21 protein-coding genes and 1 pseudogene are annotated in these 23,130 nt (G+C 57.3%); 13 read left to right on the top strand and 9 right to left on the bottom strand.

Going from position 1 to position 23,130, the window contains the following annotated elements:
• Positions 1 to 24: 24 nt before the first annotated feature.
• From HMPREF3140_RS18395 to tamA, 3 genes are read right to left on the bottom strand one after another with little or no spacing between them, the layout of a single operon-like run.
• On the bottom strand, positions 25 to 369 hold the full coding sequence (locus tag HMPREF3140_RS18395; RefSeq protein WP_002886724.1) for a gamma-glutamylcyclotransferase family protein: 345 nt from the start codon (positions 367 to 369) through the stop codon (positions 25 to 27).
• 2 nt (positions 370 to 371) lie between these two features.
• Positions 372 to 4,148, bottom strand: coding sequence for an autotransporter assembly complex protein TamB (gene tamB / locus HMPREF3140_RS18390; RefSeq protein ID WP_032412844.1), 3,777 nt, complete (start codon positions 4,146 to 4,148; stop codon positions 372 to 374).
• Positions 4,145 to 5,878: an autotransporter assembly complex protein TamA gene (tamA, locus tag HMPREF3140_RS18385; protein ID WP_070553057.1), complete on the bottom strand. Its 1,734-nt coding sequence runs from the start codon at positions 5,876 to 5,878 to the stop codon at positions 4,145 to 4,147. Before tamA ends, tamB begins: the two co-directional genes overlap by 4 nt.
• 208 nt (positions 5,879 to 6,086) lie before the next feature.
• Between tamA and msrA the strand changes: the two genes are divergently transcribed.
• The 3 genes and pseudogenes from msrA to HMPREF3140_RS18370 all read left to right on the top strand — a co-directional run.
• Positions 6,087 to 6,725: a peptide-methionine (S)-S-oxide reductase MsrA gene (msrA, locus tag HMPREF3140_RS18380; RefSeq protein ID WP_002886721.1), complete on the top strand. Its 639-nt coding sequence runs from the start codon at positions 6,087 to 6,089 to the stop codon at positions 6,723 to 6,725.
• 180 nt (positions 6,726 to 6,905) lie between these two features.
• Complete coding sequence (locus HMPREF3140_RS18375) at positions 6,906 to 8,243, top strand: polyamine export protein PaeA (RefSeq protein WP_002886718.1); 1,338 nt, start codon at positions 6,906 to 6,908, stop codon at positions 8,241 to 8,243.
• Between the two features lie 69 nt (positions 8,244 to 8,312).
• Positions 8,313 to 8,444 (top strand): annotated as a pseudogene (locus tag HMPREF3140_RS18370) (helix-turn-helix domain-containing protein); the annotation flags it as partial.
• Positions 8,445 to 8,505: 61 nt separating this feature from the next.
• Here HMPREF3140_RS18370 and HMPREF3140_RS18365 read toward each other — a convergent pair.
• Complete coding sequence (locus tag HMPREF3140_RS18365; protein ID WP_002886707.1) at positions 8,506 to 8,712, bottom strand: DUF1107 domain-containing protein; 207 nt, start codon at positions 8,710 to 8,712, stop codon at positions 8,506 to 8,508.
• Positions 8,713 to 9,035: 323 nt separating this feature from the next.
• On the opposite strand from HMPREF3140_RS18365, the gene HMPREF3140_RS18360 reads away from it, so the two are divergent.
• Positions 9,036 to 9,593: a YtfJ family protein gene (locus HMPREF3140_RS18360; protein ID WP_002886706.1), complete on the top strand. Its 558-nt coding sequence runs from the start codon at positions 9,036 to 9,038 to the stop codon at positions 9,591 to 9,593.
• On the opposite strand, the gene cysQ is transcribed toward HMPREF3140_RS18360, so the two are convergent.
• A complete protein-coding gene (gene cysQ / locus HMPREF3140_RS18355; protein ID WP_004177677.1) occupies positions 9,583 to 10,326 on the bottom strand; it encodes a 3'(2'),5'-bisphosphate nucleotidase CysQ in 744 nt (247 codons plus the stop codon). The genes HMPREF3140_RS18360 and cysQ overlap by 11 nt on opposite strands.
• Before the next feature lie 191 nt (positions 10,327 to 10,517).
• Here cysQ and cpdB point away from each other — a divergent pair, with 191 nt between their 5' ends.
• Entirely contained in the window at positions 10,518 to 12,461 is a 1,944-nt protein-coding gene (gene cpdB / locus HMPREF3140_RS18350) for a 2',3'-cyclic-nucleotide 2'-phosphodiesterase (RefSeq protein ID WP_023280774.1), read from the top strand.
• A gap of 54 nt (positions 12,462 to 12,515) precedes the next feature.
• Here the strand turns inward: cpdB and HMPREF3140_RS18345 are convergent, their stop codons facing one another.
• A complete protein-coding gene (locus HMPREF3140_RS18345; protein ID WP_004152015.1) occupies positions 12,516 to 12,887 on the bottom strand; it encodes a winged helix-turn-helix transcriptional regulator in 372 nt (123 codons plus the stop codon).
• A gap of 89 nt (positions 12,888 to 12,976) precedes the next feature.
• Between HMPREF3140_RS18345 and HMPREF3140_RS18340 the strand changes: the two genes are divergently transcribed.
• From HMPREF3140_RS18340 to ytfE, 4 genes are all read left to right on the top strand, one after another.
• Positions 12,977 to 13,825, top strand: coding sequence for an SDR family oxidoreductase (locus HMPREF3140_RS18340; RefSeq protein WP_032412838.1), 849 nt, complete (start codon positions 12,977 to 12,979; stop codon positions 13,823 to 13,825).
• Between the two features lie 77 nt (positions 13,826 to 13,902).
• On the top strand, positions 13,903 to 14,727 hold the full coding sequence (locus HMPREF3140_RS18335) for an AraC family transcriptional regulator (protein ID WP_002886699.1): 825 nt from the start codon (positions 13,903 to 13,905) through the stop codon (positions 14,725 to 14,727).
• A 75-nt stretch (positions 14,728 to 14,802) separates the two neighbouring features.
• Positions 14,803 to 15,774 carry a DMT family transporter gene (locus tag HMPREF3140_RS18330; protein WP_023284503.1) on the top strand — a complete coding sequence of 324 codons (972 nt, stop codon included), beginning with the start codon at positions 14,803 to 14,805 and terminating at the stop codon, positions 15,772 to 15,774.
• A gap of 82 nt (positions 15,775 to 15,856) precedes the next feature.
• Entirely contained in the window at positions 15,857 to 16,519 is a 663-nt protein-coding gene (gene ytfE, locus HMPREF3140_RS18325; protein WP_032412834.1) for an iron-sulfur cluster repair protein YtfE, read from the top strand.
• Positions 16,520 to 16,621: 102 nt separating this feature from the next.
• Here the strand turns inward: ytfE and cycA are convergent, their stop codons facing one another.
• Both cycA and fklB read right to left on the bottom strand, forming a co-directional pair.
• Positions 16,622 to 18,025 carry a D-serine/D-alanine/glycine transporter gene (gene cycA / locus HMPREF3140_RS18320; protein WP_070553056.1) on the bottom strand — a complete coding sequence of 468 codons (1,404 nt, stop codon included), beginning with the start codon at positions 18,023 to 18,025 and terminating at the stop codon, positions 16,622 to 16,624.
• 304 nt (positions 18,026 to 18,329) lie between these two features.
• Positions 18,330 to 18,950: an FKBP-type peptidyl-prolyl cis-trans isomerase gene (gene fklB / locus HMPREF3140_RS18315; protein ID WP_002886687.1), complete on the bottom strand. Its 621-nt coding sequence runs from the start codon at positions 18,948 to 18,950 to the stop codon at positions 18,330 to 18,332.
• 218 nt (positions 18,951 to 19,168) lie between these two features.
• Here fklB and HMPREF3140_RS18310 point away from each other — a divergent pair, with 218 nt between their 5' ends.
• Positions 19,169 to 19,840: a LysM-like peptidoglycan-binding domain-containing protein gene (locus HMPREF3140_RS18310; protein ID WP_032412832.1), complete on the top strand. Its 672-nt coding sequence runs from the start codon at positions 19,169 to 19,171 to the stop codon at positions 19,838 to 19,840.
• Between the two features lie 8 nt (positions 19,841 to 19,848).
• Here HMPREF3140_RS18310 and HMPREF3140_RS18305 read toward each other — a convergent pair whose 3' ends face one another.
• Positions 19,849 to 20,487 carry a TetR/AcrR family transcriptional regulator gene (locus tag HMPREF3140_RS18305; protein WP_032412828.1) on the bottom strand — a complete coding sequence of 213 codons (639 nt, stop codon included), beginning with the start codon at positions 20,485 to 20,487 and terminating at the stop codon, positions 19,849 to 19,851.
• Between the two features lie 209 nt (positions 20,488 to 20,696).
• On the opposite strand from HMPREF3140_RS18305, the gene HMPREF3140_RS18300 reads away from it, so the two are divergent.
• Genes HMPREF3140_RS18300 through HMPREF3140_RS18290 form a run of 3 tightly spaced genes read left to right on the top strand, consistent with a single transcriptional unit; the run spans position 20,697 to position 23,129 of the window.
• On the top strand, positions 20,697 to 21,488 hold the full coding sequence (locus HMPREF3140_RS18300) for a 3-ketoacyl-ACP reductase (protein WP_032412825.1): 792 nt from the start codon (positions 20,697 to 20,699) through the stop codon (positions 21,486 to 21,488).
• A gap of 9 nt (positions 21,489 to 21,497) precedes the next feature.
• On the top strand, positions 21,498 to 22,343 hold the full coding sequence (locus HMPREF3140_RS18295; protein ID WP_032412823.1) for a sugar phosphate isomerase/epimerase family protein: 846 nt from the start codon (positions 21,498 to 21,500) through the stop codon (positions 22,341 to 22,343).
• A gap of 9 nt (positions 22,344 to 22,352) precedes the next feature.
• Positions 22,353 to 23,129: an enoyl-CoA hydratase/isomerase family protein gene (locus tag HMPREF3140_RS18290; protein ID WP_032412820.1), complete on the top strand. Its 777-nt coding sequence runs from the start codon at positions 22,353 to 22,355 to the stop codon at positions 23,127 to 23,129.
• The last annotated feature ends 1 nt before the right edge of the window (position 23,130 follow it).

Genomic DNA, 23,130 nt, shown 5'->3' with positions numbered 1-23,130 from the left:
CACCCGAAGGTGGCGCTGTCGTGGTTAATACTGGTCGCGATCCAACCAGTTGCCGTTCGCTATCAACGTACAACCCTCAACAGAACGTTGATAGACATACATCCATGCGCTGCCGTAAGGCGTCTGAATCAGGTGGCGCGCATACTCGCCCCCCTTGGTGCGCAGCGCATCCAGTTCGGCCAGCGTCGATGCATCAATACGATAAACTTCACCATGTACTGTGCCTTCGCCGGGCACCGCGCCTGGATAGTGGCCCAGGCTGTACAGCTGATAATCGTCGACACTATGAGCGCCCAGCCACTGGGCGTTGGTCATCCAGTGGCTGTTGCCTTGTTTGCGTCGTAAACTGCCGTAAACAAATATTCGCATTGCTAAAACTCAAACTGATAGAGCAAATCGAGCGCCTGGTCGATGCCAGACACCGCTTCCACATATAGCTTAGGCATCAGGCGATAACGTAAAGTCAGCGTCGCCAGGGAATCGAAGATACCGACCCCGTATTTTACCTGCAGACCCGGCAGTACATAGCCGCTGACCACCACCTGGGAAGAATCGCCTACCCCTTCGGTGTCCAACGCCAAGTTGCTTACGCCAAACGTCTCGCCGATTTTACCCACAACCTGACCACTTTGTGCAACCCCCATACCAATAAGCATTGAGGTCATCGCGGCGCTATCGCTCTGACCACTACTCAAACCCTGGCCGCGCAGCAGATAAGACAGCGCTTCCTGCTGGGACATAACCGGATCAGAGAAGATCTCCGCTTTCGGCTGATCGGCGGAGCCGGTGACGCGAACGCCGGCGATCACATCGTCTTCGGTGGCATCCGGGTTACGAATCGCTTCGATATTCAGCAACGGCTGATCCGGCGGACCGGAGAACAGCAGCTCCCCTTTGCGGACAATCAAGTCCTGACCATAGGCGTGGAAACGGCCGTCCGGAATATTAATCTGCCCGTTGAGGCCCAGCCCCTGCTTGTCCTGCGCCACTTTCAAATCACCGGTCAGACGCGCTTTCAGGCCGAAGGCTTCCAGACGAACGTTGTTGCCGACGTGAATGGTCAGGTTGCTGTTGATCGGGATGCTGGCGCTCTGCTGCTTAATCGGCTTGAGGTTTTTATCCAGCATCACTTCATCAGAGGAGACGCCGACCGCGCTCTCCGGCACCTCGTTGACCACGATCCGCGCCCAGGGCACATCCACTTTGCCGTCGAGATTGAACAGGCTTGGCGTGGCGGTAAACACCACATCCGGCGATACATCGAGACGCACCATCGGCGGCACCGTGATCCGCACCCGGCTGCCTTTCGCCGCAATTTGCGCCCGCCAGTTATCGATCTGCGTCCAGTCGGCGTTACCGCTGAGGGCGATTTGCCCCTGGCGGGTGTTCACCGTCCCCTGCAGGGTCGAGCGCGTGCCGTTGAAGTTCATCGCCAGCTGGCTCGGCTGCATATCAAACGGCATAAAGTTGCCGTCGATATCCACCCCGCTCAGCTGCATCTGGCCGAACAGCTGCGGACTTTTCACATTGCCGCCCAGACGCAGACGGGCGTTGAGCCTTCCCTCTGCCTTTTCACCACGAGCGAAAATCGGGTTGATCATCGCCAGCGAGAAGTTGCTGATATTGACATTGCCGCCGAGATTACGCCGCCCCTGCGGGTCGGTAACCTGCACCTGCCCATCCAGTTGACCATTGTTGGTCAGGCGGATAAGCCAGCCCAGCTCGGCGCGATTGTTGTGCAGGTCGGCGCTGAGGTTAAGCGTATCGAACGCCACCGGCAACGGCGCGTCGTTGACGACCTGGGTCACCTTGACGTTGCGCCCGCTGAGGGTCACTTTGCCCTGCGGCAGTCCCTCTTTGGTGGTGTCCCAGCTCACATCGGCATTACCAGTAAACACGCCGCTGGCCTGGGTCGCCTCCGGCATAAACGGCTTGAGCATCGCCAGATCGAAGCGGTTGAGATTCACCCGCGCCCGTCCGCTGGCACCCGCGTCAATGGTTTCAGGCACGCAGAGCTCGGCGTTCGGGTTGGTCCAGCAGTGTGGCCCGATGCTGATTTTCTGCTCCAGATTGCGATAGTCCAGCGCAATGCTGCGCGTCAGCGCTACCGGCCCCACCGGCGTCTGGAAGCGGGTATCGCTCAGCGAGCCCTTCCAGCGTTCGGCCTGACGATCGAAGCTGCCTGCCAGCGTCAGCTGGCCGGAAACCGGATCGCCCTGCACGCGCAGCCGCAGCTCATGCTGTTTCTCTGTACCTTTGGCATTGAGCTGCACCTGGCTGATATTGACCCCCGGCTGGCTGATGCGATCCACCCGCACGTCCAGGTTACCGCCAATCTGATCGGTGGATTTCACATCCCCTTTGACGTTGACCTGGGCGATGGTCAGCTCCTGCCAGCGCAGCGCCCGGGCGGTGATATCGGCCAGCAGCTGCGGTGCATCGACAGTGCCGCGCACTTTTACCAAGCCCTTCGCCGTCCCGCCGAGCCCCGGCAGCGCATTATCCAGGTGCGGCGCATCGATGGTGGCGTCGAGATTAAGATCCTTCACCCCCAGCTCGCCTTTGATATCAGCGCTGTTCGGGCCTAACGCCAGATGCAGTCCCGGGATTTTCCACTGCAGATAGCTGTTACCCTGCAGCGAGCCCGCCACATCCACTTTGTTCTGCTTCACGTTGCCGGTAATTTTCAGCTCCGGCACCGACATCTGCCAGCTGCCGCCGTACAGGCTGCCCTGGGTCTTGATCCGGCCGTTAAGCTTCGACGGCCAGTCCGGCACCTCTTTGGCGGTGTTAATGCCGTCGAGGGTCAGCTCGCCGCGCCAGCTGATCGCCTGCTGCCAGTCGAGCAGCGCCTTCAGCTCGGTTTTCCCTTCCAGGGCGTTGACCGTCAGCTTGTCGAGATTGATCTGCCGTTCATTGCCTTTGGCGTTGAGGGCGATTTTCGCCGGCGGCAGCGATTGACCTTTCACCGCGGTGGAGAAGGCCAGCGCATAGTCGGTCATTTTGCCGCTGAATTTCAGCTGGACATCGTCGGCCTGGAACTGCTTCTCGCCGCTGAACGGCCAGGCGAGCTGCTTACTCTTCAGCTCCATATTGAGCGGCAGCCCGGCCTCCGCCAGTTGCGCATCCGCGCGCAGCGTGGCCGCGACCGGCCCGCTTAAGTCCACTCCGACTTTGAGCGTTTTACGCACTTCGCCGCCCACCTTCAGCTGCACCTTCTCCCCTTTCATCGGGTCGACGTTCAGGGTTCCGGCGAGGGTAATGTCCACCGGCCAGTTATCCTGCAGCTGCGCGCTGCCCGAGGCGCTGACCTTGCCCTGATCGGAGTCGATATCAAGGGCGTCGAGCTTCATCTGGCCGTCGATACTGCTGACTTTCAGCAGCAGGTTATACACGGTGATATCGGTATCGCCGGTCAGGCGCAGCTGCTCGCCGCGGAACGCCTGAATATCGAGGTTCAGCGGCAGATGGACATCGGTCATCGCCGGCAGCACCGGCTGCGAGAAGAGGTCGGTCATCGTCTCGCCGAGCGGTTTTTCCTGCGGCTGCGGGTTGTCAATTTTCGGCTCAACCACCTGCTCCTGCGCCACTTTCGCCACCTTAGGCAGGGCGATCAGCAGCCCCTGCAGCGAGGTCGGCGTCAGGGTCAGATTTTTCTCCTGCCAGTTCAGGCCGGTGGAAAAATCGCGTACGGAGACCGCGGTATCATCGATTTTAACGTTGACGTTATGCAGCGCGACGCGGCTGAGGGTGATCGGATAAGGAGTGGAGAGATTCAGCGGCCCGCTGTCCTCTTCCTCGACCGGCGCTGAGGGCGGCATCTTCTTGGTATCGACGGCGACGTAAATATCGCGCAGCGCGATGTCGTTTACGCACAGGCTGCTGTCCCACAGGCAGCGCAACCTGACGCTGAGGTGAAACTGACCGGCGGTCACCGCCACGCCGGGCTGTTCGTAGCGAACATTATCGAGGGTTAAATCACGCCAGCCACCGGTCACTTTGCCGATTTCCAGCCCCGGTACCCAGCGATCCGCCGCTTTGAACACCAGATGCAAACCGGTGGTGGTCCCCACCAGGAACCCGACGGTGCCCAGCAGGAGCACTAACACGATTAAGACGCCGAGGCTTATCTTCTTCCATAAACTCATAATTCAGGCCCCAGACCGATGTAAAACTGTAAACCATGCTCTTCTTTGTCGCCGATCGGCCGGGCGATATCCAGCTTGATCGGTCCCACCGGCGACTGCCAGCGCACGCCCACCCCGGCGCCGGTTTTGAAATCGCTCTCGCGAATATCGCTGACCGCTTCGCCGCTATCGACAAACACGGCGCCCCACCATTTACCACTGACGTTGTACTGATACTCCAGCGAGCCGGTCGCCAGCTTCGAGGCCCCGATCAGCTTGCCGTCATCGTCCTTCGGCGAGATAGATTTGTATTTATAGCCGCGAATACTGCGATCGCCCCCGGCGAAAAAACGCAGATCTGGCGGCACCTTGTCAAAGTTGTCCGCTTCGATCCAGCCAAGGTTGCCGCGCACCACAAAGCGGTGGCGGTCATAGAGGGTACGGATCCAGACGTCCTGGGCCTGCATCACGATGAAGTTGATGTCCGAGCCCCACATGGTGTTGGAGTAATCCACCGAGTAGCGCTGGGAATCGCCCCAGGTAGGCATCAGGCCGCCGCGGGAGCGAGTGCGGTTCACCGAGACCCCAGGATAAATCAGCATGGTGGTGTTGGTGACGTTCGCCTGGGTAAAGTGATCCAGGCTCCAGCGCAGGTTAATCGCTCGCTGCCAGCCGCTCGACATTTCCCAGAAACGCGAGACCCCCAGGGTGGTAGAGTCGGCCTGGGTATCATTGAGGTCGGTACGCTTAAAACCGCCCTGCATCAGATAATACTGTTCGAGGGGGCTCTTCAGCAGTGGGACTTTATAGGTAAAATCGAATTGCTGCTCCGGGGCGGAGAGGCTGACGCTGGAGGTCAGGCTGTGGCCATACGAGTTGACCCATGGTTTTTTCCACGTGGCTTTCACCCGCGGACCGACGTCTGTGGAATAGCCGACCCCGGTTTCCACGGTGTTCTCTTTGCGAGGCGAGACAACGCCCTGCAGAGGCAGCACCTTGGTTTTCCGCGACTTAGCAAAATCAGGCGCCACCACCCCCGACCGGAACCAGCCGGTCGCCGCCAGGCGGCGGTTTAGCTCGGCCAGGTCCTGCGAGGTGTAGTAGTCGCCCTCTTTAAACGGCACGAGGTTTTGCAGGTATTCATCGCGGATTTGCGAGCCAGAGAAAGTGACGTGGCCAAAGCGATAGCGTTCGCCGCTGTCGTAATCGATATCCCAAAACGCCTGATGACGGTCGAGGGAGACCCCGAGCTGGCTCTTAAGAAACTCGCTGTCAAAGTAGCCTTTGCGCAGGGCGACGCGGGTCAGCGAGCTCTTGAAGCCGTCGTAATCCCCGTGGTTGAGCACCGTCCCGATGGCCGGGCGCGTTTTCAGCAGCGCCAGGTAGTCGCTATCGGTGCGGGCGCCGCCGCGCAGAATCACCTCGGTTCCGCCAATGCGCACCGGTTCTCCCGGGGTCACTTTGGCGATCAGCACCTGACGTCCCCTTTTCGGCGGCGGACGCAAATCAAATTCAATCGTCGGCTCGTAATAACCCAGCGCTTTCAGACCTTCGCGAATGGCGTCATCGACGCGCGCGCGAAAGCGACGATCCGGCGTGACTTCATCGCTCTGGATGGTGGAAAGCTGGGCGCGAACGTTTTTCTCCAGCTCCCCGGATAATCCCTCAACCTGCAAACGCACATTCGCTGCGCTGGCGACCCCGCTGACCAGCAAAAGGCTGGTGACACATAACTGGCGGATTTTTAGCACATTTTCTCCTGAATATCCCTGTTTCCTCTACAGGAAACACTGGCGCCGCTCCACGGCTTAACAAAACCCTAACAACATAGGGTTGAAAAAGTGGCAATAACCCAAATAATTCTTATGTATTAATCTAGACGTATTACGCGTATTTATTGTGTTAAAAGACACGCTTCGTTACAACCTTAACGACGATTTCTGTATTGAGAGGCCAACCGTGAGTCTATTTGATAAAACGCATCTTGTCGCCCAGGCGGATGCGCTGCCTGGACGCAATACCCCCATGCCAGTGGCGACGCTCCACGCAGTTAACGGCCACTCGATGACCAACGTCCCGGCGGGGATGGAAGTGGCGCTGTTCGCCATGGGCTGCTTCTGGGGAGTTGAGCGCCTGTTCTGGCAATTGCCGGGGGTTTACAGCACCGCCGCAGGTTACACTGGCGGCTATACGCCCAATCCGACCTATCGCGAAGTATGCAGCGGCCAGACCGGTCACGCGGAAGCGGTACGCGTGGTTTATGATCCGCAGGTGATTAGCTATGAGCAGTTATTGCAGGTGTTCTGGGAAAATCACGACCCGGCGCAGGGTATGCGGCAGGGTAACGACCACGGCACCCAGTACCGCTCGGCGATTTACCCGCTGACCCCGGAACAGACGGAGGCGGCAAAGGCCAGCCTCGCGCGCTTCCAGGCGGCGATGAACGACGCGCACGATACCCGTCACATCACCACCGAGATCGCCACCGCCAAACCGTTCTACTATGCCGAGGACGATCACCAGCAGTATCTGTATAAAAACCCGCACGGCTATTGCGGCATCGGCGGCATTGGCGTCTGCCTGCCGCCTCAGGCGTAATTCTGATTTCCGCCTCAACAGCGAGGCGGTCAATGAACGCTCTGGCGGCTTTACATTCCCTTACGCTATACTAGCCAGTGTGACAGCCGGTCCAGCGCCTTCGGACCGGTTTTTTATGTATTCCACATTTGAGTTATCAACTTCCCTTCCGAGGATCTGGCCTCAACGGTCAGAAAAGATATGTTAAACAGTATTTTAGTAATACTCTGTCTGATAGCCGTCAGTGCGTTTTTTTCGATATCGGAAATTTCACTGGCTGCCTCACGTAAAATCAAACTGAAACTGCTGGCCGATGAAGGCAACGTCAACGCACAGCGGGTGCTGAAGATGCAGGAGAACCCGGGCACCTTCTTTACCGTCGTGCAGATTGGCCTCAACGCCGTCGCCATTCTTGGCGGTATTGTGGGCGACGCGGCTTTCTCACCGGCGTTTCATAGCCTGCTCAGCGGGTATTTGTCACCGGAGCTCTCCGAGCAGCTGAGCTTCATCATCTCTTTTACCCTGGTCACCAGCTTGTTCATCCTGTTTGCTGACCTGACTCCGAAACGCATCGGTATGATTGCGCCCGAAACAGTGGCCCTGCGCATCATCAACCCGATGCGCTTCTGCCTGTTAGTCTTCCGCCCGCTGGTGTGGTTGTTTAACGGCATGGCCAACATGATCTTCCGCATCTTCAAACTGCCGATGGTGCGGAAAGACGATATCACTTCCGATGATATCTATGCCGTGGTCGAGGCCGGCGCGCTGGCCGGGGTGCTGCGCAAGCAGGAGCATGAGCTAATTGAGAACGTGTTCGAGCTGGAGTCCCGCACCGTTCCTTCCTCCATGACCCCGCGTGAAAGCGTCATTTGGTTTGATTTGCACGAAGATGAGCAGAGCCTGAAGAATAAAGTGGCCGAACATCCGCACTCGAAGTTCCTCGTCTGTAATGAAGATATCGACCACATTATCGGTTACGTCGATTCAAAAGATCTGCTGAACCGCGTGCTGGCGAACCAGAGCCTGGTGCTGACCGGCGGCGTACAGATCCGCAACACGTTGATCGTGCCGGACACCCTGACCCTGTCGGAAGCGCTGGAAAGCTTCAAAACCGCCGGGGAAGACTTCGCGGTGATCATGAATGAATACGCGCTGGTGGTCGGGATCATCACTCTCAACGACGTAATGACCACCCTGATGGGCGACCTCGTCGGCCAGGGGTTGGAAGAGCAGATTGTCGCCCGCGATGAAAACTCGTGGCTGATCGATGGCGGTACGCCGATTGATGACGTGATGCGCGTGCTGGATATCGACGAGTTCCCGCAGTCCGGGAATTACGAGACCATCGGCGGCTTTATGATGTTTATGCTGCGTAAAATCCCCAAACGCACCGACGCGGTGAAGTTCTCCGGCTATAAGTTTGAGGTCGTGGATATCGATAACTACCGTATCGACCAGTTGCTGGTGACCCGCATCGATAACAAGCCAACGGTGCTGGTGCCGAAGCAGGCGGAAACGGCGGAAAGCCAGAACGCCTGAGCGTAATCTTTTCTCTCTCCTAAGGGCGGATGACCATCCGCCCTTTTTTATGGCCCAAATGGTTATCCCACACTCCCACTTAACAAAATTGCTTTATCGGTGGGCTACAGCGATCCGGTCTATTTCACCCGCTTGTTTCGTAAACATAACGGCATCACGCCGGGTGAATATCGCAAACGCTATGCGGAAATGAAGGGCTAAAAACATCAACGGCTCCCATCGGGAGCCGTCTTTTACCTACTACGTACTGCTACGTGCCAGGCTATGCCATCTCAGTTTGCAGACGCAACACCTGACGATTGACTTCGGACATCACTGACAGATGCAGCTTGTCCTTGACCTTCGGGATAAGGATTTTGCCCTTATCAAATTCAAATGCGCCAACGTCCTTGATGTACAACCGTCCACGAAACAGGATCTTCACGTACTTCGCCACTTGCAGCGGATTGTAGCGTTGGAAAATTTTCATTCTTCTCTCCTGCCAGGGTTACGCTCTTGTGGTGCCACAGTTAGCCCACGTCTTGGGAGCGCAAATTTTAATGCCCTAAAACTATAGTCCAGAATCTCAGAGGGACCCAGTATGTATAAGTTTATTTACCCTTTGATGACAATAATTCAGAATTTTCGTTTCAGACATACGATGAAGTAAGTATAAGTCGCCGTTTTACGACTAATTTGTGCGTCAACACGCAAACTGGCATCCTCATTGCGGGTAATCACCGTCAATCGCACTTATGATTAAACGAGACCAAGTGGTCGGATCACCTGCATAAAAATGATTAAGGATTGCGCATGACCCTACGTAGCATACTGGCCGCCTCGTTACTGCTTCTCCCGCTGCTGGCCACAGCGCATAACTTCGTCGACGGCCAGCGCGTGGCGCCCGTTGGCGTCGCGGATCGGGGAGAGCTTATTCTGGATAAGGATAAGTTTAGCTATAAAAACTGGAATAGCGCCCAGCTGGCGGGAAAAGTGCGCGTGGTCCAGCACATCGCCGGACGCTCGTCAGCAAAAGAGAAAAATGCCAACCTGATCGAGGCGATTAAAGCGGCGGGCTTCCCGCACGATCGCTATCAGACCACCACCATTGTAAACACTGACGACGCCATCCCGGGCACCGGGATGTTTGTACGCAACAGCATTGAAAGTAATAAAAAGCTCTTCCCATGGTCGCAATTTATCGTCGACAGCAATGGCCTGGTGCGGAAGGCCTGGCAGCTGGACGAGAAGAGCTCAGCGATCGTGGTGCTGGATAAGAACGGGCGTGTGCAGTGGGCTAAAGACGGCGCCCTCACCCAACAAGAGGTGCAGCAGGTGATCGACCTGCTGCATAAATTGCTTAATAAATAGAGACCCGGAAGCCGGGGTTAAGGAAGGATTCACGCGGCGTGTAGTCGAGGGTTTTCCCCTGCCAGTCGTGAACATGCGCCCCGGCGGCCACCGCGACCGCATGGCCGGCGGCGGTGTCCCAGGTGCTGGTCGGCCCGAAGCGCGGATAGAGCTGGGCCTGACCTTCCGCCACCAGGCAGAATTTCAGCGACGAACCGATTGAGGTGGTCTGGTGTTCGCCAAGTTGCTCAAGATACTCCTGCAGCTCCGGATCGTTGCTATGGGAGCGGCTAATCACCACCAGCGGCGGACGGGCATCGCGGACCTGGATCTGCTTGCGTACGCCGCACTCTTCTTTCCAGGCTTTGCCATTTTGCGCGCTGTACATCACCTTCATCACCGGCGCATAGACAACGCCCAGCGTCGGCTTGCCGTTTTCAATCAGCGCGATATTGACGGTGAATTCGCCGTTACGCTTAATAAACTCTTTGGTGCCGTCCAGCGGGTCGACCAGCCAGTAGCGCTGCCAGTGCTGGCGCACTTCCCACGCCGGCGGGTCCTCCTCGGAGAGGATCGGGGTATCCGGATCCAGCGCCTGCAGGCCGCTGACAATGACTTTATGCGCTGCGATATCCGCCGCCGTGACCGGAGAATCATCTTTCTTGCTGGCGACGTTGATCGGCTGGTTTCCATCGTAGACTTCCATGATGGCATCGCCCGCATTCCGTGCAAGCTGACATACTTGTTCTAACATTCTCCACCTCGTCTGGTTACAGTGGCGTTAACTCGTTGTTTTATTTATATCGCATCACCGCGAGTTCCGCTATCTGTGATAACGATGGCGGTTTCTCTGCCCGCTTTTCTGGCAAGATTCACATTTCTGTAAGCTACAGAATATAAATACATTTTCTTCTGTGCTATCGCTCATAAAAAAGGACGCCTCTGATGATTAAGTTTAGCGCAACGCTCCTGGCCACGCTGATCGCCGCCAGCGTCAACGCCGCGACGGTCGACCTGCGGATCATGGAAACCACCGATCTGCACAGCAATATGATGGACTTCGACTATTACAAAGATGCCGCCACGGAGAAATTCGGCCTGGTGCGTACCGCCACCCTGATCGAACAGGCGCGAGCAGAAGTTAAAAACAGCGTGCTGGTGGATAACGGGGATGTGATCCAGGGGAGCCCGTTAGGCGACTATATGGCGGCAAAAGGGCTCAAAGAGGGCGATGTACATCCGGTATATAAGGCGATGAACACCCTGAATTACGCCGTCGGCAACCTGGGCAACCATGAGTTCAATTACGGTCTCGACTTCCTGCACAAGGCGCTGGCCGGGGCGAAGTTCCCCTACGTGAACGCCAATATCATCGATGCCAAAACCGGCAAACCGATGTTTACGCCGTACCTGATCCAGGATACCCGGGTCGTGGACAGCGACGGTCAAATCCACACCCTGCGCATCGGCTATATCGGCTTTGTGCCGCCGCAGATCATGACCTGGGATAAAGCCAATCTTAACGGCAAGGTGACGGTCAATGACATTACCGAAACCGCGCGCAAATATATCCCGGAGATGCGGGCGAAAGGGGCTGATGTGGTGGTAGTGGTCGCTCACTCCGGCCTCTCCGCCGACCCGTATCAGGCGATGGCCGAGAATTCGGTTTACTACTTAAGCCAGGAGCCCGGCGTGGACGCCATTATGTTCGGCCATGCCCACGCGGTGTTCCCGGGTAAAGACTTCGCCAACATCAAAGGCGCGGATATCGCCAAAGGGACGCTAAACGGCGTACCGGCGGTGATGCCGGGAATGTGGGGCGATCATCTCGGGGTGGTCGATCTGGTGCTAAATAACGACAGCGGTAAATGGCAGGTAACTCAGAGTAAAGCGGAAGCGCGGCCAATCTATGACGCGGTGGCGAAGAAATCACTGGCGGCCGAAGATGCCAAGCTGGTGGCGGTGCTGAAAGCCGATCATGACGCCACTCGCGAATTCGTCAGCAAGCCGATCGGCAAGTCCGCCGACAACATGTACAGCTATCTGGCGCTGGTGCAGGACGACCCGACGGTGCAGGTGGTCAACATGGCGCAGAAAGCCTACGTAGAACACTATATTCAGGGCGACCCGGATCTGGCGAAGCTGCCGGTGCTCTCCGCCGCCGCGCCGTTTAAAGTCGGCGGGCGTAAAAACGATCCGGCGAGCTTTGTCGAAGTGGAGAAAGGCCAGCTCACCTTCCGCAATGCCGCCGACCTCTATCTCTACCCCAACACCCTGGTGGTGATGAAGGTCAGCGGGAAAGAGGTTAAGGAGTGGCTGGAATGCTCTGCCGGACAGTTTAACCAGATCGATCCCGCCAGCAGCAAGCCGCAGTCGCTGATCAACTGGGACGGCTTCCGCACCTACAACTTCGACGTCATTGACGGGGTGAACTACCAGATCGACGTCACTCAGCCGGCCCGCTACGACGGCGAATGTCAGATGATCCATCCGCAGGCAGAGCGTATTAAGCACCTGACCTTCAATGGAAAACCGGTTGATCCGCAGGCTACTTTCCTGGTCGCGACCAATAACTATCGCGCTTACGGCGGCAAATTCGCCGGCACCGGTGAGAGCCATATCGCCTTCGCCTCACCGGATGAAAACCGTTCGGTGCTGGCGGCATGGATTGGCGCGCAATCGAAGAAGGAAGGCGCGATCCATCCGGCGGCGGATAACAACTGGCGTCTGGCGCCGATCCACAGCAACACGCCGTTGGATATTCGTTTTGAGACCTCGCCTGGCGACAAAGCCGCGGCGTTTATCAAAGAGAAAGCGCAGTATCCAATGCGCCAGGTGGCCACCGATGATATCGGCTTCGCCATTTATCAGCTGGATTTGAGCAAGTAATGCCTGTTCCCCGGTGGCGTTGCGCTTACCGGGGCTACAGGGAGTGATACATTTTCACTCCCCGTGGTTAGCCAGCACCGAGGGCAGATTAACCTCGATCCAGTCCGCCAGGGCGGCCACCTTCTCGCTCACCTGCAGGCCGAGCGGCGTCAGGCTATATTCAACGTGCGGGGGCACCACCGGATAAGAGACGCGATCGATAAAACCATCCTGCTCCAGCGCCTGCAGCGACTGCGCCAGCATCTTTTCGCTGACCCCGCCCATCTTACGGCGCAGATCGCTGAAACGGTGGGTTCCCTCGCGCAGCGCCACCAGAATCAACACGCCCCAGCGGCTGGTGACATGTTTAAGCACATCGCGCGACGGGCACTGTTCCGCAAACAAATTGCCGGTGCGCAGTTTCTCGCTCAGCGTCGGTTCGGCCATTTCACACTTACCTTTTTGTACGTACTTACTAAAAGTTAGTTAAGGTGGTAGCTTACCACAACTGCCAATAAACACGAAGGAGAAGACCCATGATCGCTCTTACCGGTGCCACCGGCCAGCTTGGCCACTACGTTCTGCAAGACCTGCTTAACACCGTCCCTGCCAGCCAGATTGTGGCGATTGTCCGCAACCCGGCCAAAGCCCAGGCGCTCAGCCAGCAGGGCGCGGTTGTCCGCCAGGCCGACTACAACGACGAAGCGGCGCTGACCGCCGCGCTGCAGGGCGTGGATAAACTGCTGTTAATCTCCTCCAGCGAAGTCGGCCAGCGTGCTGTACAGCACCGCAACGTCATTAACGCCGCCAAAGCCGCCGGGGTGAAATTCATCGCCTATACCAGCCTGCTGCATGCCGACACTTCGCCGCTGGGTCTGGCCGCAGAGCATATCGAAACCGAGCAGATGCTGGCCGACTCTGGTATCGCTTACGCCCTGCTGCGTAACGGCTGGTATACCGAAAACTATCTGGCCAGCGCGCCGCCGGCGCTGGAGCATGGCGTGTTTATCGGCGCCGCCGGCGAGGGTAAAATCGCCTCCGCCACCCGCGCGGATTATGCCACCGCTGCCGCCCGCGTTATCGCCAGTGAGGGTCATGAAGGCAAAATTTACGAACTGGCGGGTGATAACGCCTGGACGCTGAGCGACCTGGCTGCCGAGCTGAGCAAGCAAAGCGGGAAAAACGTGGTCTACCAGAACCTCAGCGAAGCCGATTTCGCCGCCGCGCTGAAAAGCGTCGGCCTGCCGGCCGGGCTTGCCGATATGCTGGCGGATTCCGATGTCGGCGCGTCGAAAGGCGGACTGTTTGACGACAGCCGCACCCTGAGTACGCTGATCGGCCGCCCGACCACCTCCCTTGCTGAAAGCGTGAAAGGCATTCTGTAACCGCCCCTCTCAGCTTTTGCGGTTGCGTCCCGGCGGTTCCTCTCCCATATTGAAGGGATAACCGTCGGGAGGCAGGCATGCAGGGCGTACCACTCCAATTTAGTGATGAAAAAGACCGCGCGCGCTTTCGCCATCTCGAACAGTTGCCCGGGGTGGAGCTTTACCACGCCCATATATCCCGCTACGCCTTTGAACCCCATACCCACGAAGCCTTCGGCATCGGCGTGATTGAGCAAGGCGCGGAGCGCTTTCGCTACCGCGGCAGTCAGCATATTGCCGCCGCAAACTCCATTGTCACCATGAATCCCGACGAGCTGCACACCGGCGAAGCGGAAACCGCCGACGGCTGGCGCTACCGGATGATTTATCTGGAGCCGGACCGTCTGGAAGCCATCACCGGGGTGCGAGACTGGTGGTTCAGCGAGGTGGTCCGCGAGGATCCCCTGCGTTCCCGACAAATTGGCCAGCTGATTTATGGCCTGTGGCATAGCGACGATCCGCTGGCCCAGCAGGGACTGCTGCTCGACCTCATCGACGCCTTCCGCCCTCTGGCCCACCATGCCTCTGCGCAAGGTGAGGCCGGGCATCGCTTTGACCGCGTGCGCGACTACCTGCACGATAACTATATGCGTCCCATCACCCTCGACGAGCTGGCGCAGGTGGCGGCGCTGAGCCCGTACCACTTTCAGCGCCAGTTTAAAGCCCACTATCACGTAACGCCCCATCAGATGCTGATGGCCATCCGTCTGTGGCGCGCCAAAGCGTTCCTCACCCACGGCATGCCCGCCGCCGAAGTGGCGATAGCCGTCGGCCTCACCGACCAGTCCCACCTGACCCGCGCCTTCACCCAGCGTTACGGCATTACGCCGGTGCGCTATCAGAAGCAGGTCGCCAGGCGCTAATGCGCAATCTCATACAATATTCCTGCCCGGCCCCCTTCTACACTGCAGACAACGGTAATGACAACGGATGCAATGATGATTAGTGGTGTGTTATACGCCCTGCTGGCGGGGCTGATGTGGGGTTTAATTTTCGTCGGGCCTTTGCTGGTGCCAGAGTATCCGGCGATGCTGCAGTCGATGGGACGCTATCTGGCGCTGGGCCTGATCGCCCTGCCGCTGGCGTGGCTCGGGCGCGCGCGACTGCGCCAGTTGAGCCGGCACGACTGGTGGACCGCGCTGGGCCTGACAATGATGGGGAACCTTATCTATTACGTCTGCCTGGCCAGCGCCATTCAGCGCACCGGGGCGCCGGTCTCCACCATGATTATCGGCACGCTGCCGGTGGTACTGCCGGTGTTCGCCAATCTGCTCTACAGCCAGCGCGACGGGAAGCTGCCGTGGCGGCGCCTGTTTCCGGCGCTAATCTGCATCGCCGTGGGCCTGATCTGCGTTAACGTCGCGGAGCTGCGTCAGGGGCTGCCGAATTTTAGCCCGTGGCGCTACGGCTCCGGCATTGCGCTGGCGCTGGGATCGGTGGTCTGCTGGGCCTGGTATGCCCTGCGCAACGCCCGCTGGCTGCGGGAGAACCCGCATCAACCGCCAATGATGTGGGCTACCGCTCAGGCGCTGGTGACGCTTCCGGTTTCGCTGGCCGGCTATCTCGCCGCCTGCGCCTGGCTGCACGGTCAGCAGGCCGGGTTTCCCCTGCCCTTCGGCCCGCGTCCGGCGGTGTTTATTATGCTGATGCTGGCCATCGCGGTGCTCTGCTCATGGGTCGGCGCGCTATGCTGGAATATTGCCAGCCAGCGGCTGCCGACGGTGATCCTCGGCCCGCTTATCGTCTTCGAAACCCTGGCCGGACTGCTGTATACCTTCCTGCTGCGGCAAAGCTTACCGCCGCTGCTGACCCTGAGCGGCATCCTGCTGCTGGTGCTCGGCGTGGTCTCCGCCGTACGCGCCAGACCGGAAAAACCGATGCTGCAGCCGCTGGCGGACGAAAAAAAGTAGCCTCGCCTCCTTAAGGGGTATTCCCTCGCCAAAAAGATGCATTTAAAATACATCTTATATTCCTGATGACGAGGTAACTGCTATGGCTTTCCGTGACCAACCTTTAGGCGAGCTGGCGTTGACCATCCCGCGCGCCTCCGCCCTGTTCCGTCAATACGATATGGATTACTGCTGCGGCGGCAAACAGACCCTGGCGCGCGCCGCGTCGCGCAAAGCGCTGGATGTCGCGGTGATTGAAGCCGAGCTGGCGAAACTGGCCGAGCAGCCTCTCTCCCGCGACTGGCGCGCGGCGCCCCTCGCGGAGATTATCGACCATATTATTGTTCGCTATCACGAGCGGCACCGTGAACAGCTGCCGGAGCTGATCCTGCAGGCCACCAAGGTTGAACGTGTGCATGCCGATAAACCGAACGTGCCAAAAGGGCTGACCAAATACCTGACCATGCTGCATCAGGAACTCTCCAGCCACATGATGAAAGAGGAACAGATCCTGTTCCCGATGATCAAACAGGGAATGGGCGCCCAGGCCGGAGGCCCGATCAGCGTGATGGAAAGCGAGCATGATGAAGCGGGCGAACTGCTGGAAGTCATTAAGCACATCACCCATAACGTGACGCCGCCGCCGGAAGCCTGCACCACCTGGAAGGCGATGTATAACGGTATCAACGCGATGATTGACGATCTGATGGAGCACATCAGTCTGGAAAATAACGTACTGTTTCCGCGCGCCCTCGGCGGGAAGTAAAAAAAGGCGCCCGCAGGCGCCCTCGACATTGTCCGTCTTATTTGGCCACTCCGGGTGGCCTTTTTTATGACGGGCCGTTGCAAGCAACGTTAAAATTTTCGTTTATTTCGCCAGCCGTTTTTTGCCGGCAAACAGCCAGCCCGCGCCCAGCAGCACAAACCACAGCGGGGTGACCATCAGCGCTTCACGGGTATCGTCTTCCAGGGTCAACAGCACCAGCACAAAGACGAAGAAGGCCATGCACACCCAGCACATCACTTTACCCAACGGCATCTTGTAGCTCGATTTTTCATGCAGCTGAGGGCGGTTTTTACGATACGCCAGGTAAGAGCAAAGGATGATGGTCCAGACGAACATAAACAGGATCGCCGACACCGTGGTGATCATGGTGAACGCAGCAATCACGCTCGGGTTGACCATCAGCATCACCACCCCGCCCAGCAGGCACATGCAGGAGAAGGTTAAGCCCTTCGCCGGCACCGCACGCTTCGACAGCTTGGCGAACATCTTCGGCGCCTGACCATCCTGCGCCAGACCGAACAGCATACGGCTGGTAGAGAACACGCCGCTGTTGGCCGAGGAGGCCGCGGAGGTCAACACCACAAAGTTAATCAGGCTCGCCGCCGCCGGCAGGCCGACCAGCACGAACAGCTCAACGAACGGGCTCTTGCTCGGCACCACGGAGCTCCACGGCGTCACCGACATAATCACAATCAGCGCGAAGACGTAGAACATAATGATACGCAGCGGGATGGAGTTAATCGCCCGTGGCAGGGATTTTTCCGGGTCTTTGGTTTCGGCGGCGGTGGTACCCACCAGCTCAATCCCCACGAAGGCAAACACCGCAATCTGGAAGCCGGCGAAGAAGCCGCTCAGCCCTTTCGGGAACCAGCCGCCGTCATTCCACAGGTGGGCAAAAGAGGCTTCGACCCCGGTCGGCGATTTGAAATGCATCATCACCATTACCAGGCCGACCACGATCAGCGCCACGATGGCGACAATTTTGATCATCGCGAACCAGAACTCCATTTCGCCAAACATCTTGACGGTGGCCAGGTTCAGGCCCAGCAGCAGCAGGATCACCGCCAGCGAGGCGACCCAGTCGGAGAGTCCGGGAAACCAGAACTGCGCGTAGGCGGTGATGGCGACAACGTCCGCCATCCCGGTCACTACCCAGCAGAACCAGTAGGTCCAGCCGGTAAAGTAGCCCGCCCACGGCCCCAGCAGATCGGCCGCGAAGTCGCTAAAGGATTTATATTCGAGGTTCGACAGCAGTAATTCGCCCATGGCACGCATCACGAAAAACAGCATAAAACCGATAATCATATAAACAAAGATAATGGATGGTCCGGAAAGGCTGATGGTTTTGCCAGAACCCATAAATAACCCGGTGCCGATCGCTCCGCCAATCGCGATCAGCTGAATATGTCGGTTTGTGAGATTTCGCCGTAGCGATTGTTCAGTCGGCTCCTGCTCGACAGCAGCGACTTTAACCTGATCTACCATGTGATTTCTTCCTGTTGTACCTGTCTGTGTTGTTCAGGCTCTGATGGCCCGTCGTCTGTCATTAACCCCAGCAAGGGCTAGTCGATATTAGGTAAGAATCGGAGGGATGAATACTATGATTTAGATATAATGTTAATTTTATGTTTAAAGTGAGTGTTATATCACTCATCTAACGCGAAATAGCTCACAAAAATACACCCATAAGTGATGAATGCAAAACATAATTCCAATTAATTTTTAACTTAAGGATTTTACGCTTTTTTTATGGCTTCCCCTGCCGCGGGGAAGAGGAAGCCGCTGCTGTTTAGATAATGTCCAGCAGTTCAACTTCGAAGATCAGGGTGCTGAACGGAGGAATCGATGCGCCAGCGCCGCGCTCACCGTAGGCGAGGTTGTGCGGGATCGTCAGTTCCCATTTGGAACCTACCGGCATCAGAGTCAGCGCTTCAATCCAGCCGCCGATCACGCCGGTCACCGGGAATTCAGCCGGTTCACCGCGAGCAACGGAGCTGTCGAAGACGGTGCCGTCGATCAGTTTGCCAGTGTAGTGCACGCGAACGCGGTCAGTACGCGCCGGGATCGGGCCTTCGCCCTGGGTCAGTACGCGGAACTGCAGACCAGACTCGGTGCTGTTCACACCCTCTTTCTCGCGGTTTTCATCAAGGTATTTTTGGCCGTCAGCGGCCATGGCCTGAAAACGCTCGCGACGCACAGCGTCAGCACGCTCGTGGATTTCACGCAGCGCGCGGTGAACGGCTTCCACCGGCACCTGCGGCTGGTTACCTTCCAGCGCATCGGCGATACCCGCCACCAGCGCTTCCGGCAGCAGCCCCTGCAGGCCGGATTCGCTCAGCTGTTGTCCAACCTGCAAGCCGATACCGTAACTTGCCTGCGCTTCGATAGTGTCAAAAGTTGGGGTTGCCATCGTTGTTCCTTTTTGGGTGATAAACATCAAGATAAAAGCGTGCGAAAGCATAACAGCCATAGCGAAATGGGTAAAACTTTGTCGGCGGATGATGACAAATCTCAGCGAAACAGAAACAATAGGCGGCAGCAGGTTAACTTTACTTTGTTCCGGTCATCAGGACGTTAGCCATCTATACTCATAGGCAGGATAAAAATATGCGGAGCAGGAGGAAAGCCATGCCCGGGCGCGTTGAACTGACATCTATTCTGGCGAAAATCTGGCACGCTCCGGATGATTTTCGCCTCCTGGACCCGCTGCCCCCGATGCACCGCCGGGGTATCATCGCAGGCTTCCTGTTGGTCATTATCGGTATCCTTCTTCCTTCCGACGATAGCCAAAGCCCGGCGACAAACAGCCGCGAAGCGAACCTGAATCTTCAGTCGCAGTCCCAGCCGCAAGCTGGCGGCAATCAGGCCGTTCCGCTCCCGCCGATCACCAATACGCCGACCGTGAGCGATGCCGATCAGATGGCGCCGGTCGCCCCGGAGCCGATTCAGGACGAGCAGCCAGATCAGGCGCAGACGCAGCAGCCTGCTTCCCAACCGTATCAATCCTCGCAGCAGCAGTCCGCACCGGGCATTGAGCAGCAGTGGCGGACCTATCGCATCGAGTCAGGCAAAACCCTGGCCCAGCTGTTCCGCGATCATGGGCTGCCGGCCACTGACGTCTACGCCATGGCGCAGGTTGAAGGCGCTGGCAAACCATTAAGCACGTTGCAGAGCGGACAGACGGTGCAAATTCGGCAGAACGCCAACGGCGTAGTCACCGGCCTCACTATCGATACCGGCAACGGCCAGCAGGTGCTGTTTACCCGCCAGTCGAACGGCAGCTTCGTCCGTGCGCGATAGTGACCTTCTCAAATCGCAGTCTTATCAATTAGCAGCCAGCTCAGGATCGTCTCTTTGATGACCTGGCGTCTGGCTTCTAATGCCTGTGGCGATACCATACTGATGTGATAAACCAGTCCCAGCGTGTGTTGATTAATTAAATAATACCCACCAAGCGCAGCAATATTAATATTCACCTGCAACGGGTCAATATCCGGTTTGAAAATATTTAATTTCTTTCCTTCATCCAGCAATGAGGCCATCAGTTCAAGGTGCGAATGGTTAATTTCAGGCAGACGCTTTGATTTCTGGTAATGGATGCCTTTACTCTGGTTTTCATTATGCACGATTTTTAAAAACCACGGATTATCGATATAATAATCCCAGGTAAAATCAATAATCTTCTCAATCGCCTGCGCTGGAGATAAACCTGAAACATCCAGTGATTTTTCTTTCTGGCGGATATCGTTCCAGGTATATTCGAGCACTTCAATAAATAAATTCTCTTTATTACCGAAGTGGTGATAGACCGTCTGTTTACTGCAATCCGCCGCCTTGACGATATTATCTACCCTGGCGCCTTCATAGCCATATTCTGCGAATTCATTTACCGCGCTGAGAAGGAGTTTTTCCTTCAGATTTTGCGCGTTGCTGGTATCAATATACATGCCGCGTCCCCATCGTCCCTTCGCTATGCCTATCATAACCCGATTTAGTCGATGCTTCAGTAAAAAGCAAAAACACTTGTTTTTCATTAAGTTATAAAGTTACCGGTGATCGGCATCACAGATCAACCAACCAGATGGTTGATCTTTAAATCATCTAACCGCATCTTGTTAGCCACCACACAAAAACCATAAACAAGATGAGGTTTACGATGAAAACAAATAATCCAGTTGCCGTTATCACCGGTGCGGCTCGCGGTATTGGTAAAGGTTGCGCGCTTGAGCTGGCCCGCGGCGGGTTCAATCTGCTGATTAACGACCGCCCCGATGCGGAAAGTATGCAAAAGCTCAAGGCAACCCAGCAGGAATGCATTGCCGAAGGCGCTGAGGTGATCTGTTTCCCTGCCGATATCGGCGATCTGTCCCTGCATGAAGAGATGCTCGATGCTGCGCAAAATCAGTGGGGGCGTCTGGATTGCCTGCTCAATAACGCCGGGATCTCGGTGAAAAAACGCGGCGATATTCTTGATCTGCAGCCGGACAGTTTTGATGAAAATATTACCATCAACACCCGCGCGCCCTTCTTCCTCGCGCAGTCGTTCAGCAAACGCCTGCTGGCGCAGCCTAAACCGGAACACGAATTACCGCATCGCTCGATTATTTTTGTCAGCTCCATCAACGCCATCATGCTGGCGATGAACCGCGGGGAATACACCATTGCCAAAACCGCGGTGTCCGCGGCCGCCCGCCTGTTCGCCGCCCGTCTGTGCGAAGAGCAGATCGGCGTATATGAAATCCGTCCAGGTCTTATCAAAACGGAAATGACGATCCCGGCTACCGCCTACTATGACGAACTGATCGCCAAAGGCCTGGTGCCATGGGGTCGCTGGGGCTTTCCGGCGGATATCGCCTCTACCGTGCGCGCCATGGCGGAAGGCAAGCTGATCTACACCTGCGGCCAGGCGGTTGCCATCGACGGCGGCCTGAGCATGCCGCGCTTCTGAGGCCCGAAAATGAGAAATCTGTTACAGCGCCCCGATCTGTTCAGCATCAATACCGCGACGCTTGGCTATAAAACGCCGCTCCCCGCCATTATTGATGCCTGTGCGGCTCGCGGCATTGGCGCCATCGCCCCCTGGAGAAGGGAGCTGGACGGCGAGAACGTATCGGCGATTGCCCGCCAGCTGGCGGCGAATCATATGGCCGTATCGGGATATTGTCGCAGCACCTATTACACCGCCCCTACGCTGGCAGAACGTAAGCGCGCAATAGACGAAAACCGCCGGGCGCTGGACGATGCCGCGACGCTCAACGCCGCCTGCTATATGCAGGTGGTCGGCGGGTTGCCGCAGGGCAGCAAAGATCTGTATGACGCGCGTGAGCAGGTGAAACACGGTATCCGTCAGCTGCTGCCGCACTCCCGGGAGGTCGGGGTGCCTATTGCCCTGGAGCCGTTGCATCCCATGACCGCCGCCGATCGTTCCTGTCTGTGTACGCTGCGCCAGGCGCTGGACTGGTGTGATGAACTTGACCCCGACGGTGAATATGGTCTCGGCGTCGCGGTGGATGTTTACCACGTCTGGTGGGACCCCGATCTCGCCAGCCAGATCCAGCGGGCGGGAAAACGGATTCTGGCGTTTCACGTTTCCGACTGGCTGGTGCCCACGACCGACCTGGTCAACGACCGCGGCATGCCGGGCGATGGCGTGATAAATATCCCCTCGATTCGCCGTCTGGTGGAAAGCGCTGGTTTCAACGGAGCGGTGGAATTAGAAATATTCTCGCCGCATAACTGGTGGCAAAAAGGCATTACTAGCACCCTGGATATTAGCGTCGATCGCATCGCGCATTATTGCTAAGGATTAACCATGAATGCTTACCCCGTTCTGTTCAGCAGAACGGCGGCTTCCTGCCGCCTGACGCTGAACCGCGAAGATAAATGTCACGCGATTAATGAAGAGATGATCGAATTACTCGATCGTTATTTAAGCGAAATAGAAAATGACACCACATTACGGCTGGTGGAATTAACCGCCACCGGCGACAAATTCTTCTGCGCAGGCGGCGATATTAAATCCTGGTCCGCTTACTCGCCGCTGGATATGGGCAGAAAGTGGATTAAACGCGGTAACGAAGTTTTTTCCCGCCTGCGCAATCTGCCACAGCTGACCGTCGCCAATATTAACGGCCATACCATCGGCGGCGGCATCGAACTGGCGCTGTGCTGCGATATTCGCATCGCGAGCCCGGCGGCCAAGTTCTCCACACCGGAAGTGACGCTCGGCATGATCCCCGGCTGGATGGGCATTGAACGCGTGCTTAACCAGGTGGGCCCCACGGTGGGCCGCCAGATGCTGATGCTCGGCAAACGCCTTACCGCCCAGCAGGCACAGGCGGCAGGCTTAATTAACGAGGTGGTCGAAAAAGCGCAGGTGGAGAGCTGGATGGCAAATCAGCTCACTACCGTGGAGAAATGTGGCCCGGTGGCGCTGGCGCATATTAAACAGCTCATTCTGGCCCTCGAGAATAAACATGCGGATTATCCGCACCAGCTGCTGGCCGGATTGATGTCCGCCACCGAGGACTGCCAGCAGGCAACGCGCGCGTTCGCGGAAAAAGGCAACGTGACCTTCCGCAACCAGTAAG

The sequence above is a fragment of the Klebsiella sp. HMSC16A12 genome (genome assembly GCF_001808265.1).
Taxonomy (GTDB): Bacteria; Pseudomonadota; Gammaproteobacteria; order Enterobacterales; family Enterobacteriaceae; genus Klebsiella; species Klebsiella pneumoniae.
Note: the sequence above shows the minus strand (reverse complement) of the source record. Positions and strands in the feature narration are given on the sequence as shown.